The 15,586-nt window shown below is 38.5% G+C and carries 13 protein-coding genes; 12 read left to right on the forward strand and 1 reads right to left on the reverse strand.

The genetic code is table 11. The features are described 5' to 3' along the window. The first annotated feature begins 119 nt into the window (after window positions 1-119). The 3 genes from QNH24_RS06250 (at window position 120) to QNH24_RS06260 (ending at window position 3,421) form a co-directional block, all read left to right on the forward strand. On the forward strand, window positions 120-386 hold the full coding sequence (locus QNH24_RS06250; RefSeq protein WP_004224903.1) for a stage V sporulation protein S: 267 nt from the start codon (window positions 120-122) through the stop codon (window positions 384-386). A gap of 429 nt (window positions 387-815) precedes the next feature. Further along, entirely contained in the window at window positions 816-2,555 is a 1,740-nt protein-coding gene (locus QNH24_RS06255; RefSeq protein ID WP_283871229.1) for a 2-oxoacid:acceptor oxidoreductase subunit alpha, read from the forward strand. Continuing rightward, window positions 2,555-3,421 (forward strand): 2-oxoacid:ferredoxin oxidoreductase subunit beta, encoded by an 867-nt coding sequence (locus QNH24_RS06260; protein WP_054770650.1) that lies wholly within the window; start codon window positions 2,555-2,557, stop codon window positions 3,419-3,421. The genes QNH24_RS06255 and QNH24_RS06260 overlap by 1 nt, the downstream gene beginning before the upstream one ends. Before the next feature lie 71 nt (window positions 3,422-3,492). Here QNH24_RS06260 and QNH24_RS06265 read toward each other — a convergent pair whose 3' ends face one another. Then, a complete protein-coding gene (locus tag QNH24_RS06265) occupies window positions 3,493-3,810 on the reverse strand; it encodes a hypothetical protein (protein ID WP_283871230.1) in 318 nt (105 codons plus the stop codon). A gap of 164 nt (window positions 3,811-3,974) precedes the next feature. Here QNH24_RS06265 and QNH24_RS06270 point away from each other — a divergent pair, with 164 nt between their 5' ends. The 9 genes from QNH24_RS06270 (at window position 3,975) to QNH24_RS06310 (ending at window position 15,571) form a co-directional block, all read left to right on the forward strand. Continuing rightward, a complete protein-coding gene (locus tag QNH24_RS06270; protein WP_283871231.1) occupies window positions 3,975-4,682 on the forward strand; it encodes a lantibiotic protection ABC transporter ATP-binding protein in 708 nt (235 codons plus the stop codon). Between the two features lies 1 nt (window position 4,683). Next, entirely contained in the window at window positions 4,684-5,412 is a 729-nt protein-coding gene (locus QNH24_RS06275; RefSeq protein WP_283871232.1) for a lantibiotic immunity ABC transporter MutE/EpiE family permease subunit, read from the forward strand. Window positions 5,413-5,415: 3 nt separating this feature from the next. After that, window positions 5,416-6,171, forward strand: coding sequence for a lantibiotic immunity ABC transporter MutG family permease subunit (locus QNH24_RS06280; protein WP_283871233.1), 756 nt, complete (start codon window positions 5,416-5,418; stop codon window positions 6,169-6,171). 22 nt (window positions 6,172-6,193) lie between these two features. Beyond that, window positions 6,194-6,856 carry a response regulator transcription factor gene (locus QNH24_RS06285; RefSeq protein ID WP_283871234.1) on the forward strand — a complete coding sequence of 221 codons (663 nt, stop codon included), beginning with the start codon at window positions 6,194-6,196 and terminating at the stop codon, window positions 6,854-6,856. Further along, window positions 6,853-8,214, forward strand: a complete 1,362-nt coding sequence (locus QNH24_RS06290) for a sensor histidine kinase (protein ID WP_283872759.1) — start codon at window positions 6,853-6,855, stop codon at window positions 8,212-8,214. Before QNH24_RS06285 ends, QNH24_RS06290 begins: the two co-directional genes overlap by 4 nt. Before the next feature lie 1,037 nt (window positions 8,215-9,251). Beyond that, window positions 9,252-12,881 carry an InlB B-repeat-containing protein gene (locus tag QNH24_RS06295; RefSeq protein WP_283871235.1) on the forward strand — a complete coding sequence of 1,210 codons (3,630 nt, stop codon included), beginning with the start codon at window positions 9,252-9,254 and terminating at the stop codon, window positions 12,879-12,881. A 145-nt stretch (window positions 12,882-13,026) separates the two neighbouring features. Then, window positions 13,027-13,404, forward strand: coding sequence for a 2-oxoglutarate ferredoxin oxidoreductase subunit beta (locus QNH24_RS06300; protein ID WP_283871236.1), 378 nt, complete (start codon window positions 13,027-13,029; stop codon window positions 13,402-13,404). A 252-nt stretch (window positions 13,405-13,656) separates the two neighbouring features. Then, window positions 13,657-14,745: an ABC transporter substrate-binding protein gene (locus QNH24_RS06305; RefSeq protein ID WP_283871237.1), complete on the forward strand. Its 1,089-nt coding sequence runs from the start codon at window positions 13,657-13,659 to the stop codon at window positions 14,743-14,745. Further along, the gene (locus QNH24_RS06310) at window positions 14,735-15,571 is read left to right on the forward strand and encodes an alkaline phosphatase family protein (RefSeq protein WP_283871238.1); all 837 of its coding nucleotides are present in this window, start codon (window positions 14,735-14,737) and stop codon (window positions 15,569-15,571) included. The genes QNH24_RS06305 and QNH24_RS06310 overlap by 11 nt, the downstream gene beginning before the upstream one ends. Window positions 15,572-15,586 lie beyond the last annotated feature (15 nt).

The following is a 15,586-nucleotide window of genomic DNA, read 5'->3' on the forward strand; positions in this document are numbered from 1 at the left end:
AATAGTCTATTTTCTTCTCGCCGAGCATAAAATGACCTATCGACAATAACTTGAGGTCCAAAAGGGGGACGTTTAGTTGTTGAGCGTAAACACTATTCGCGAAACGGGGAGGAATAATTGTGGATTCATTAAAAGTATCATCACGCTCTAATCCAAATTCAGTTGCAGGTGCATTAGTCGCGGTAATCAGAGAAAAAGGGCAGGCAGAAATGCAAGCAGTTGGGGCAGGTGCACTTAACCAAGCCGTGAAAGCAGTGGCCATTGCACGCGGATTTGTAGCGCCAAGTGGCACAGATTTAATTTGCGCACCGGCGTTTGCCGATATTTTAATTGCTGGTGAGGAACGTACAGCTTTGAAACTTCTAGTAGAAAAACGTATTCGATAAAAATGGAATGAAGTAAAATGCCTTGCACATTTTTAGTGCAGGCATTTTTTCATTATTTGTAGGAACATCTAGTTACATAATTTCGGAAAAATCACTCATCCTTAAATATGTTAACTGTCACTTGAAAATAGCAAGTTAATTTTTTATACTGCATTAATAGACCATATTGATGTAAACCGAAAATTACCCAGAAATTTAGTGAAAACAAGAAGTGAAGTGAGGGAATAATTGCGACTTATGACTGATTAGTGGAGAGTGGAAAAAACTTTTACTTTAGTATTTCGATAATTACAATTTATTGAACGGGATTTTCAGTCAAAGGTCTGATTTTCGGTTAAATCGTGGAATAACAATAGTGCAGACCGTTTCTTCGTGTTAAACTTATGAAGGAAAAATAGTAGTACACATTGGATTTAAGGAGTTGTTGACATGTTACATCAGCTTTCATGGAAAGTCGGTGGGCAACAGGGTGAAGGGATTGAAAGTACAGGTGAGATTTTCTCAATGGCAATGAATCGTTTAGGTTATTTCCTATACGGTTATCGTCACTTCTCTTCTCGAATTAAAGGTGGCCATACGAATAATAAAATTACAGTTCGTCCAACAGAGGTACGATCTATTGCGGATGATTTAGATATTTTAGTAGCGTTTGACCAAGAAACAATTGACGTTAATTATAAAGAATTAACGGAAAAAGGCGTTATTTTAGCGGATTCTAAATTTGAGCCAGTGAAGCCGGAAGATTCAAAGGCACCATTATTTGCCGTACCATTTACAGAAGTAGCAGCAGAGTTAGGTACTTCGTTAATGAAAAATATGGTGGCAATTGGAGCAACTGCGTCATTGTTAAATTTAGAAAACGAAGTATTCCAAAATGTTGTTGATGATATTTTTGGTAAAAAAGGTGAAGAAGTTGTTCAGAAAAATATGGAGGCCATTGCACGTGGTCGACAAATCATGAATGACCTGTTAGGTAATCGTGTAGGCGAATGGGAATTAGCTCCAGCTGATGGGAAACGCCGCATGTTTATGATTGGTAATGATGCTATTGCACTTGGAGCACTTGCAGCTGGGACACGCTTTATGGCAGCCTATCCAATTACGCCAGCTTCTGAAATTATGGAATACCTAATTAAAAAATTACCGAAATTCGGTGGTACAGTTATCCAAACAGAAGATGAGATTGCTGCAGCGACAATGGCAATTGGTGCAAACTTCGGTGGTGTTCGTTCCTTTACAGCTTCAGCTGGACCGGGTCTTTCGTTAATGATGGAAGCAATTGGTCTTTCAGGTATGACAGAGCAGCCACTAGTTGTTGTTGATACACAGCGTGGTGGTCCATCAACAGGATTACCAACAAAGCAAGAGCAATCAGATTTGATGGCAATGTTATATGGTACGCATGGCGAAATTCCTAAAGTAGTGATTGCACCTTCAACAATGGAGGAAGCATTTTTTGATACAATCCAAGCCTTTAACATTGCAGAGGAATTACAATTACCAGTTATTCTAATGACTGATTTACAATTATCTCTAGGTAAACAATCTGTTGAACCATTTGATTACAATAAAATTGAAATCCGTCGCGGGAAAATGGTCATTGATGACATTGAAGAGGCGGCAGATAAAGCTTATTTCAAACGTTATGAAAATTCAGAAGATGGTATTTCACCGCGCGTGCTACCTGGTACATTAAATGGTATTCACCATGTAACTGGTGTCGAGCATGATGAAACAGGAAAGCCATCGGAAGCAACTGGTAATCGTCAAACACAAATGGATAAACGATTCCGTAAGCTAGCTTCATTAACATTTGATCAGCCAGTTTATATAAATGCACCACATGAGGAAGCAGATATTTTACTAGTGGGCTTTAACTCAACACGTGGAGCGATAGAGGAAGTACAAGAACGATTAAATGCTGAGGGCATGAAGGTAAACCATGCGCATATTCGTTTAATTCATCCATTCCCATCTAAAGAAATAGCACCTTTAGTAGCGACAGCGAAAAAGGTAATTGTTGTGGAAAATAACTATACTGGCCAATTAGCCAATATTATGAAAATGAATGTTGGTGGTCACGATAAAATTGAGACGATTACAAAATATAATGGTACACCATTCTTGCCAGGTGAATTAGAAAATCGTGTGAAGGAGTTGACTCACTAATGGCAACATTTAAGGATTTTCGAAATACAGTAAAACCAAATTGGTGCCCAGGTTGTGGCGACTTCTCTGTACAAGCGGCCATTCAACGCGCTGCGGCGAACGTTGGCATCGAGCCAAATGAGCTAGCTGTAATTTCTGGGATTGGCTGTTCGGGCCGTATTTCAGGCTACATTAATTCTTATGGTTTCCATGGTATCCATGGTCGTGCACTACCGATTGCACAAGGCTTAAAAATGGCGAACCGTGATTTACATGTTATCGCTTCAGGTGGTGATGGCGATGGCTTTGCAATTGGTATGGGGCATACAATTCATGCAATCCGCCGTAATATTGACATTACTTATATTGTTATGGATAACCAAATTTACGGTTTAACAAAGGGGCAAACCTCTCCACGTTCAGCGGCAGGCTTTATTACAAAATCTACACCAGGTGGTGCGATTGAGCCTTCCTTAAAACCATTAGAAGTAGCTTTAACAAGTGGCGCAACTTTTGTCGCACAAGGTTTCTCAACGGATATAAAAGAGTTAACCGCTTTAATTGAAGCAGGTATTAATCATAAAGGCTTCTCATTCATCAACGTATTCTCACCTTGTGTTACGTATAACAAAGTGAACACGTACGATTGGTTTAAAGAAAACTTAACGAAGCTTGCTGATATCGAAGGCTATAATAATTCTGACCGTGGTATGGCAATGCGTACAGTGATGGAGCATGAGGGCTTAGTAACAGGTATTATTTATCAAGATACTGAAACAGCTTCATATCAAGAAAAAGTACCAGGCTACTCAGAGCTACCATTAACAGATATTGATATTAAAATGAGCGAAAATGATTTTAATGAATTAGTAAAAGAATTTATGTAAATCAATAACAAAGCGTATTTAAGAGAGTCTTAAATACGCTTTTTGCATGTTAAAAATCAGCAAGAGACACATTATTGCCCCCAAGGCTGTTCACCATATCTTTTGAGCATTACGACTTCGCCATCATTCTTTTTAATACGATTATATACATACTTAATTTTGTATTTATTGTATTTTTCCAATTCGATTTTGTCGTAAAAATCCTTTGGTAGAGCTAACTCCCGTTCATTAATTAAAAGATAGTGATCTCCGTTCTTCTCCATTATATTTTGTTCATCAATTTTAAAGGTACTTTCGATTTGCACATCATTTAAAGTATAAAAACCTACAGCAAACAAGCCTATAAATAAGAGTGATAAACAGATAGCTATCCAATTACCTTTTCTCAAGACCATCTCCTCCTTTTTTTATCTTTATCTTTTATACGAATAATCCATAAGATAGTTTCAAATTCTCCCGTTATTACGACTAACAACAATAAAAAATTTAAATCCTTATTAAATCCTTATAATTATTTTCTACATTAAAGTCATCGAAAGGATGATGACTTTAAATGGATACTATTATTTTAAAAACCGAAAATCTGAGTAAAAGCTTTAAGGGACAAAAAATTGTAGAGGATTTGTCGCTGAGGATACCACGCAATACTGTCTATGGCTTACTAGGCCCTAATGGAGCTGGAAAATCAACAACATTAAAAATGATGACTGGTATGCTGCGTCCAAGTACAGGTAAAATATTATTTAATGGACATGAATGGAATCGCAATGATTTACATGATATTGGTGTATTAATTGAAACACCGCCCCTATATGAAAATTTAACGGCAAGAGAAAATCTGAAAGTCCGAACGATTGCGCTTGGATTACCAGCATCACGTATTGATGAGGTATTAAGGATTGTTGATTTGACCAATACAGGGAAAAAAAGAGCCGGACAATTTTCCTTAGGCATGAAACAGCGTTTAGGAATAGCTATTGCACTGTTAAACTATCCAAAGCTTTTAATTCTAGACGAACCAACGAATGGGCTTGATCCAATTGGCATTCAAGAGCTAAGAAAATTAATTCGATCATTTCCAGAGCTGGGTATTACAGTCATATTATCAAGCCACATCCTGTCAGAAGTGGAGCAGGTCGTTGATGAAATAGGGATTATTGCAGGAGGAAAATTAGGCTATCAGGGAGCTGCACCACAGGGACAGGAATTAGAAGCATTATTTATGCAGGTAGTGTCTGCTAGTAGAAAGGCAGGCAATTAGTATGATTTCCATAGTGAGGGCTGAAAGATTAAAATGGAAAAAGACATTTATTGTTAAATTAGTTTGGCTAGCACCCATAGTGGCGATAGTACTCACTGCATTATTAATGGGAGGAAGCTTTTTTCAAAAGGGTGCTTATAATTGGTGGTATACAATGCTCTTACCAGGTGCTCTGACGATATGTTGTGCAATAGTGATGGAAAAAGATGCTAAATTGAAATATCATAGTATTCTCGCACTGCCGATTGATCTGAAGAAGATCTGGTTTGGCAAAATACTTGCATGCAGTGCCTGGTTGTTATTAATTTCACTTATTTTCTTTGCAGGAATTACTGCTGGTGGAATACTTTTTGGCAATAGCTTTTCTTTCATAAATAGTCTTACAGGTAGTTTATTAATTTTTGTCACATTTTTATGGCAAATTCCACTTTGTTTATTCCTTGCGGCAAAATTAGGAACTTATATGGCGATTTTTATAAATATAGTTGGCAATCTTGCTGGTATGATTGCATTTGCAAATGGAGAGTTTTGGTATAGAGTTCCTTATGCCATTACAGCAAGACTAATTTGTCCAACTCTTGAGATTTTACCAAATGGTTTGCCAGTGCCTGAGGGCAGCCCGTTATTAAGCATGTCGGTTATAGTTCCTGGCATTGTAATTGCTTTAGCATGGTTTGCATTAATCAGCTTCTTCACTGCCCGTTGGTTTCAGAAAAGGGAGGCGAAATAGTATATGGTAATGTTAAGATTACTGAGAGCTGAGTTTGTTAAAGTAAAAAGAACGCCATTTTTACTAACTCATTTCCTTGTACCGATTATTATTTCCGGGTTGTTTTTAGCATACTATTCTTATTCACCATGGAATTTTGATTGGAAAATATCCGGTTATTTTCAGGCTCTTTCATGTGGGTTTCCAATTATTATTGGATTAGTTTGTGCAATGGCTGCGGAGCAAGAAGCAAAGGCAGGACATTTTCAGGAGATGCTAACAGCTACTAAAACAAAAATAATTGCCTATTTAAGCAAGTTGCTACTGTTATTGTTATTTAGTTTTGGAGCAATATTACTGTCCTTCGGTATTTTTAGTGTTGGTTTTATTGAACTTTTGCATGAAGATACTTTTGGTTATCAATTTTATTTCATAGCTGGATGTATTCTATTTGTTAGCTTTGCATTTTTATATATTTTACATTTTTTTGTTAGTCTTCAATTTGGTAAAGGTGCCTCAATCGGATTAGGTATTGTGGGATCGCTATTAGTAGCCTTACTCCTCACTGGACTAGGTGATGGTATTTGGTCATTTATACCTTATGGTTGGGGTGGTCACTTTGTTTCATTGTGGGCAATGAAGGAGTCCGGGCTTGATCTATCGACGGTAGAAATAGGACTCCAGGAAGGTATTATTGCTTCAGTTTGCGGAACATTGCTAGCGTTAGTCCTATCTTGTTTATGGTTCTGGAGATGGGAAGGAAGAAAAACAGAAAGCTAGGGAAAATGATGAGGATAGAAGTATGGCAAAAATATTAGCAGTGGATGATGAAAAAGATATTTTAGTATTGATAAAAAATGCATTACTAAAAGACGAACATTTAGTAACGGCAGTCTCTGATGCGACAGAAGTAAGTAAAATGAATCTTGGTGCTTTCGATTTAATTTTATTGGATGTGATGATGCCCGAAATGGATGGATTTACTTTATGTGGCCAAATACGTCATGCTGTAGATTGTCCTATCCTTTTTTTAACGGCTAAATCGTTGGAGGAGGATCTAATGTATGGTCTAGGTCTTGGTGCAGATGATTATATTATCAAGCCGTTTGGAATTGGGGAGCTGCGTGCAAGAGTGAATGCGCATTTGAGACGTGAAAAAAGAGAAAGACGTAGCATTCTTTTTGTAGATAACGTTCACTTCAATCTATCTGGCAAAGAGCTGTTTGTAAATGAAGTTAAGGTAATGCTGACAAAAAGCGAATATGAAATATGCGAATTTCTAGCTCGAAATCGGGGACAGGTGTTTTCTAAAGAAAAGATTTATGAAACTATTTTTGGGTTTGATGGGAAAAGTGACAGTACAGCAATCACTGAGCATATTAAAAATATTCGTTCGAAGCTTCATGCCTTTGATGTGGACGCCATTGACACTGTTTGGGGGATTGGATATAAGTGGAGACAATGAGGCCTAATAAAGGAATACGTTTACATACTTTTTTTCTTCGATATCTCTTTTTCCTAAGTTTAGGTGTCATTCTGTTAGTAGTACTACTGCTCGGTTTAACGTTGTTTGCACTTTCTACCAATATCGTATTACCAGCAAATTATGCAGAAACTCAAATTTCGTTATCAAGGGATCGTATTGCATCTAGTAGTTCAGTTACAGCTGATATGATCCCGGATCTTGTTGATTACGCAGTCTTTTCTAAAGAAGGTAAATTTCTTGCAGGAAATCTTTCAAATAAGGAAGCTTTTAAAGCTTGGGATGCAATGACAAAAAAGCATTCTCAAAGTATCACTCATTTTTATTCGTTTATAGAGCGGGAAAATGAGATTTGTATATTACGGTATGATTTAGTGCCACAGTATCGTTCGGCTATTATGAGGAAGTATTTACCCAATCCACAACTATTAGATATTCTATTGTTTATTATAGGGGTTATAACTATAGCAACTGTCCTTGCAATCCATTTTGGAAGAAAGCTAAAGAAAAAAATGTTTAGCTTGCAGGAAGCTATTGAAAAAATACAAAATCAAAATTTAGATTTTAGTATTAACTCAACAGGAATTCGTGAAATTGATGATATATCCATCTCACTAGAGCAGATGAAAAGAGCGTTAAACAACTCATTAAAGCAGCAATGGGATTTAGAGCGAGCACGAAGAGAACAAATATCAGCTCTTGCTCATGATTTGAAAACACCTCTTACCATTATTCGAGGAAATGCAGAGCTTTTACAGGACACTGTCCAAGATGAGACACAAAAAGAATATAATGACTATATTTTAAAAAATACGATAGAAATTGAAAAGTTTACAAAACAGCTAATAGATTTATCGAAAATGGAGCAAAAAGTTGTTAGTGAAAAAGTGAATGTAGAAATGGATGCATTTATTCTACAGCTAGAACATCAAATGAAGGCTCTGTCTTTAGAAAAATGCCTTGAAGTGATTGTTGAAAAGAACAATCTTCCAGCTTCAATCTTTATGGATAAAGAGCTTTTTTATCGAGCAATGTTGAATCTGATTGTCAATGCAGTAGAGCATTCGCCAATTAAAAGTAAAGTCATATTATTTGTTCAAGGAGAGATGAATTTCGTTCATTTTACTGTAGTCGATAGTGGTGCTGGTTTTTCAGCAAAAGATTTAAAGGAAGCCACAAAGCAGTTTTATCGAGGAGATCCAAGTAGAAACTCAGCAAATCATCATGGTATGGGGCTTTATATTGCCCAATCTATCATTACTAAACATGGTGGAACGTTGACACTCGAAAATGATTCAATGTCTGGTGGAGGTAAGGTAACCATTACGATTCCAATCTAACCTTAAAAAGAATGAATTTAGCGTAGAGCTAAATTCATTCTTTCATAGTGTTGAAAAACTAAATGGTCAAGGGACTCTTTGTGAATATTTAGTCAAAAAGAAGGTGATTTCCGTTCCAGGCTACTCGCTTTCCAGTGGGCGAGCGACGAGCCGCTTCCTGCGCTGACGCTCCGTGCAGGGTCTCGTCTGTCTCGCTATCCCACGGGAGTCGAGTAGCCTTGCACTCCAATCAGCAATAGTGTAGAACTTTAAATATTTTCTTTCCTCAAAAGTAATGTAAAAGCATGTTACTCACCATCATTAAATGGATAGAATAGTGGTACAATTCTATAGCTGTCAACCTACATTTTATGCATAAAACTACTTTGTAACTTTACAAAAGTCACTTATTAAAATGTAACCATCACTATTTTGCGCAAAATAGTGATGGTTAAGACTTCAAAATTTATCACTATACTTTTATGTGAAATGCCAGAAGAAAATACTATGAGCAGTGGTTTATTGGAGTGTAGACTGAGTGACTTCTTGGGGATTCAACGTCACAGATGAGGCCTGGAGCTTCACAACGCGAGTGAAGCGGTTCATCGGAAGCCCCCAGGAAGCTCTGCTCAGCGCGAAAGCGAAGCGTCAGCGGCAAAGCATTCAGTCGGAACAGAGATCAACCCCTTGTTTTAAAAAAGGCTATGCTTTTTATTTTGTCACCTTGATTTCATTGACATAACAGTATTTCAACAACATGAAAGAATGAATTTAGCGTAGAGCTAAATTCATTCTTTTTTCTCTTTATTTTGGACAGCGTAGTGTTATACAGTTCATTAGGCCATATGTACAGATTGGCGTTTAATTAGATATAAAGAAAACAATTAACATTCCTCAATGGTGAGGGGCTATAAAAGTTTTTATAATAAAACAGCTTTCCATTAAATGCTTTAGTTTAAATAGCTGACAACTATTCACTTCAGCAAAGTTGTTTTCAAATGCCTGTACACCAATGATATAACAGTGATTTAGTATAGAATTTTAAAAGGAGGAATGCTATGAGCAAAATATGGAAGTCGGCAGTATCCTTTTTCGCCATCTATTTGTTATTCACACAGACTATATTTGGCAGTGTATCTGTGCTAGCAGAGTCAAATGGCAGTCCACAGCCAATACTCAACACCATCATGACATCGGATGGGCAGCCCTATAAAGAGGGTGACATCGCTACAAGTCCTGTTACGATTCAAGTCACAACGTCCACAGCCGATAGTGCCAGTATACAGCTAGAGCTATCCAAGGACAAAGGTGATTCGTGGGAGGAATTGGATAGCATGGCACCCCTTGTGCTAACTGAGGAGGGTGACTATTATCTTTGGTTTAGAATCAAGGGACAGCAAGCCATCAACAAGCATCATGTTCGTATCATACCACGGTTCACTGTATTAGCTGGAAATCATCCGATTTATGTAAATGCAGCATCAACTGGAGGTAATGATGGTAGTAGCTGGAGTAATGCCTTCAAAGATTTACAATCAGCACTCAATGCAGCTCAAACAGGGGATGAAATTTGGATTGCCACTGGAACCTATACACCCACAAAGAAGATTTCTGCAAATGATCCACGTACGGCAACCTTCCAAATGAAAAATGGAGTAGCAATTTATGGAGGCTTTCAGGGAACAGAAACCAAATTGGCTGAGCGTAATGTTCAAGTAAACCCAACAATATTAAATGGTCTAGGGGATATTTACCATGTATTTTATCACCCAAATGGCTTGTATTTAGATAGTTCAGCTGTACTTGATGGAGTGACGATTACAGGAGGGGATGCCAATGGAAGCTTGGAGCATATGTATGGAGGCGGTATGTACAACTGGAGGAGTAGTCCAACCATAACGAATGTAACATTCAATGAGAATAAGGCAAGCATTGGTGGTGGCATGTACAATGACAACGATAGTAGTCCAACCATAACGAATGTGGGGTTTAGTGAAAATGAGGCAGACTTTGGTGGTGGGATGCACAATAATAACTATAGTAGTCCAACCATAACAAACGTGGTGTTTAATGGAAACGAGGCCACCGAAGGAGGGGGAATGTACAATTATCAGAAAAGTAACCCATCCTTAACAAACGTAACATTCAATGGAAATAAGGCAAACGTTGGAGGTGGCATGTTCAGTAATACCGCTAGTAACCCAAACTTAACGAGTGTAACATTCAGTGGAAATAAAGCAAACGCTGGAGGTGGCATGTACAACTGGAGTAGTAGCCCATCCATAACGAATGTAACATTCAATAGGAATGAGGTAACTGCTGATGGTGGAGGCATATTCAATTATGATAGTAACCCGACACTAACGAATGTAGAGTTTAGTGACAATACAGCAAATTATGGAGGAGTCTTGTACAATATTAATAGTAGCTTGACACTATTGAATGTAACAATCAGCGGGAATCAGTTGAAGGGAGAGAAAGGTGCAATCGTTGGTGGGAATTCTCAAAGTAAAATTCAAAATAGTATTATCGTTGGTAACCATAATAAACCTGCTCTTTCTAACTATACGGGCACGATTGCCAATAGCTTATTGGATGTAGAGGAAAATGGGACTGTACTAGCTAAATTTCACAAGTCAAAATCAGATGTAGAAACGGACACTTATCAACCTGAAGATTTATTTATCAATCCAAGTCAGTCTGATTATCGACTAAGAGCAAACTCACCAGCTATTAACAAAGGGAACAATAGTGATATTACGATATTAACCGACCTTTCTGGCAATCCTCGTATTCAAGGAGTGAAAATTGATTTAGGTGCATATGAGGCATTTCCTTATACGGTGACATATCAGGAAAATCGAGCGATAAATGGGGACGTACCAATTGATAAGGAAACATATGATCAAGGACATTCAGTAATTGTACAAAGCAATAGTGGCAATCTTGAGAGAGCAGGCTATACGTTTAAAGGTTGGAATACACAAGCGGATGGAAAAGGCACACTTTATGCAGAAAATACAACATTCCCAATGGGCAAAGCGGATGTCACATTGTATGCAGAGTGGATGGTGAATCCAACCTACCAAGTTCAATATGATAAGAACGGTGCAACAGGTGGTCAAGTGCCACAGGATCACAACGAGTATGAAGAAAACGAAATGGTAACAGTCCAAAGCAATAGCGGCAAGCTTGTGAGGGCGGGTTATACGTTCAAGGGCTGGAACACACAAGCAGATGGAAAAGGCACATTCTATGCAGAAAATACAACATTCCCAATGGGTAAAGGGAATGTCACACTGTATGCAGAGTGGACTAAAAAACCAACCTATACCGTCACATATGATGCGAACGGTGCAACAGGTGGTCAAGTGCCACAAGATCACAACGAGTATGAAGAAAATGAAATGGTAATGATACAAAGCAATAGTGGCAAGCTTATGAGGGAAGGCTATACATTCAATGGCTGGAATACACAAGCAGATGGAAAAGGCACCCCCTACACTGAAAACGCAACGTTCCCAATAGGCAAAGCAAATGTCACGCTGTATGCAGAGTGGACAAAAAACCAAACCTATACCGTCACATATAATGCGAACGGCGCAACAGGTGGTCAAGTGCCACAAGATAATAGCGAGTATGAAGAAAACGAAATGGTAACGGTCCAAAGCAATAGTGGAAAGCTTGTGAGGGAAGGCTATACGTTTAAGGGCTGGAATACACAGGCAGATGGAAAAGGCACCCCCTACATGGAAAGCGCAATCTTCCCAATGGGTAAAACAAATATCACATTATATGCACAGTGGACAGTAAACCCACCAACAACTGGTGGAAGCACTACATATCCATCAACATCAAACGACAATGATTTTTCCCCACCAGCACCTGTGAAAATTACGTTTCATACAAATGGTGGCACAACACTAGCGCCAATCGAGCTTGCATACAATACAAAAGCAAAAGATTTGCCTATCCCAACAAGAGAGGGTTTCTGTTTTGATGGTTGGTATCGGGATGTAACGTTAACCACACTGTGGGCTGAAGATACGCTTGTGAGGGAAAATCTCAAGCTGTATGCGAAATGGACAGTATTGCCAGAAGAAGAATTGGAAAAACCAATAGAACCAATAGAACCAATAGAGCCCCACCAGCCATCTGTGGTAACTTTCCAGGATATTGAAAACCATTGGGCCAGAGAAATGATTGCGGCATTAGCAACGCTGGGCATTATTAAAGGCTATAAAGATGATACTTTCCGTCCAGATGAGCCGATTAGTCGTCAGCATGTGATGGCACTCTTTTCACGCGCCTTTGAGTTCGAAACAATTCGTCCTGCAACTGTCTTTTCTGATGTAGCACCAAATCATATATATTATGATGAGATTATGACCATGCAGAGAGCAGGGATTATCGACGGCACAAATGGTATATTCGCGCCAGCAGCCTATCTTACAAGAGCACAGTTAGCAAAAGTTTTAGTGGGTACATTGCGTCTAACACCTGAAGGTAGTAGCTCGTTCAAGGATGTATCCAGTTCACATTGGAGTGCAGGCTATATTGCAGCACTAGAACGAAGAGGAATTGCCTTGGGGGATAATGGCTATTTCCGTCCTGAGGCTCCTGTTACAAGAGCACAATTAGCAGCCTTTTTATACCGAGCAATGCAGCAAGGGACGTCTGAATTTTAAGGCGTCTCTTTTTTTATCCCATTCACGAGTATTCAGTTATATAAATTATTGTGTAGTATATTGCGGGAAAATACATAAATAAGCGCTTCCCGTACAGGAAAACTTCCTATAAAAAATGCTACAATAAAAGAAAAAAGAAGAGGCGATGCACGTGAGTAACGTCATTGATTTTATTGCAAAGAAAAAAGAACGTGAAGAAAGGCAGCGTGTTCAAGAATTAGAGCACTATGTTGCAACGCAGTGTAACTTTGAGCATCCCAGGAACATTGACGCACTTGTTGATGAAAAAATAATCGAAGTGAAAGATCATTCGCTATTTCTAGGTTTTCTATCCATTTTAAAGGATGAGCAAATTGATCCTCTTGATATTTTTCAGGATGTGTTTACTTTCGAGCCAGCTCACTTTGAGGTGTCCTATAATATGAGATGGTGGTCAGTTGTCCAGCTTGCCTTTACATTTTTAACAATCCTCAAGGAAAACGAGCCGCATACATATGCAGATTTTCTTGGTTTATCCGAATAACTAGAGTGTGTGCACGTCTTCAAATGCTATCAAAACGTGCGCATACGCCACTTGGTTTCCCCAATAGTCAACCCCAAACCATTTTAACTTTACAATTCTACCATTCTCAAAATAAAAATTCATATATTTTATAATTCCTCAATAATTTTTACCGAATATTTTAAAGCCCTCCATACTTGCTTAATGTTTGTTTTATAACATTATCGTTGTAAGCAAATAAAAATAAACAAAAACAAATGGAGGGTCCAACTCATGGCAATGCGAAAGTTGTGGAAGAAAGGTCTTATTGGTGCATTAGCAATTTCAATGTTGGCAGCTTGTTCTGATAGTTCTTCTGGTTCTAATGAAGTTAATAGTGATTTAACACTTGAAGAAATTACGAAAAAAGCAAAGGAAGAAGGAAACGTTAATTCAGTCGGTATGCCAGATACATGGGCAAACTGGGTGGAGACTTGGGAAGAGCTTGGTACGGAATATAGCTTAAAGCATAAGGATACAGATATGTCGAGTGCTGAGGAGCTGGCGAAGTTTGAAGCGGAAAAGGAGGATGCAACTGCCGATATCGGTGATGTAGGAATTGCCTTTGGTCCAATTGCCAAGGATAAGGGCTTAACATTACCATTCAAAACGTCTTATTGGGATGAAATACCAGACTGGGCAAAGGATGATGAAGGACACTGGATTGTGGGTTATACGGGAACTATTTCATTTTTAACAGATAAAAACAATGTAAAAAACGCTCCTACTTCTTGGGATGACCTTAAAAACGGTGATTATAATGTTAGCATTGGCGATGCACTAACTGCGAATCAAGCACAGTTCGCCATTTTAGCAGCTGCGATGGCATTTGGTGGAGATGAATCGAATATTCAGCCAGGGATAGACTTTTTTGCAGACCTAGCAAAGCAGGGGCGTTTGCAGGGTGATCCTTCTGTGGCGAATTTAGAAAAAGGTGAAATTGATGTAGCCATCCTTTGGGATTTTAATGCGCTAGGCTATCGACACCAAATTGATGAGCAACGCTTTGATGTAGTTATTCCCTCTGAAGGTTCTGTCACATCAGGCTATGCAACGATTATAAACAAATACGCTAAAAATCCTCATGCTGCAATGCTAGCGCGTGAATATATTTTATCTGATGCAGGGCAAGAAAATTTGGCGAAAGGATACGCTCGTCCGATTCGTGACAAGGTTCAATTATCAGACGATGTGAAGCAGCTACTACTACCTTCGAATATGTACAAAAACGCACAGCCAGTGAAAGATCAAAAGAAATGGGAAGAAACAACAAAGCAGATTCCACAACTCTATCAGGAGCAGGTATTAATTCATGCAAAATAATAAAGTTGTCTTAATAGTCGTAGATGCACTTCGTTTTGATACAGCCTGTACCCATATGGGATTTATGCAACATTTAGTGGAACGTAAAATTGCCGCACGCTATAAGGTTTGCTCTGAGGTTCCATCATTATCAAGACCTTTATATGAGACGATTTTAACAGGAACACCACCTATTGTGCATGGTGTCACAAGCAATATGACAGTACGTCTATCCACTCAAAACAGCCTATTTCATTTGGCGAAAGAAAATGGTTTGACTACAGCAGCCGCAGCCTATTATTGGGTTAGTGAGCTTTATAATCGAGCACCATTTATGCATATGGAGGACAGGCTACAATTAGATACACAACTACCTATCGAAAACGGCTTGTTCTACTTCGAGGATCATTATCCTGACAGTCATTTATTTGCAGATGCTGCTTGGCTAATGGATCAAAAGCAACCTGATTTTCTCTATATTCATCCAATGAATGTAGATGATGACGGTCATAAATTTACAGCAGATTCTGCACAATATCGAAATCGTGTGTTATCAGTTGATGCATTATTATCATTATTTATTCCAAAATGTCTTGCACAGGGCTATGAGGTGATTGTCACTGCAGATCATGGTATGACGAGTGATGGGAATCATGGAGGCACAACAGTAGAGGATCGTCATGTACCGATGTTTGTTATGTCTAAGCGAGTGAAGGCAGGTATAAAGGATGAGATTGTCTCTCAGCTTCAAATAGCACCACTTTGCTGTTATTTATTAGGAATAGAACCTTCCGATGAAATGGTTTCACTGTTATTAGAGGGCGTACAGTCCTTAAAAAAAGTTTAGTATGTATGAAATATT

Origin of the sequence: Lysinibacillus pakistanensis (genome assembly GCF_030123245.1) — a bacterium.
Classification (GTDB): Bacteria; Bacillota; Bacilli; order Bacillales_A; family Planococcaceae; genus Lysinibacillus; species Lysinibacillus pakistanensis.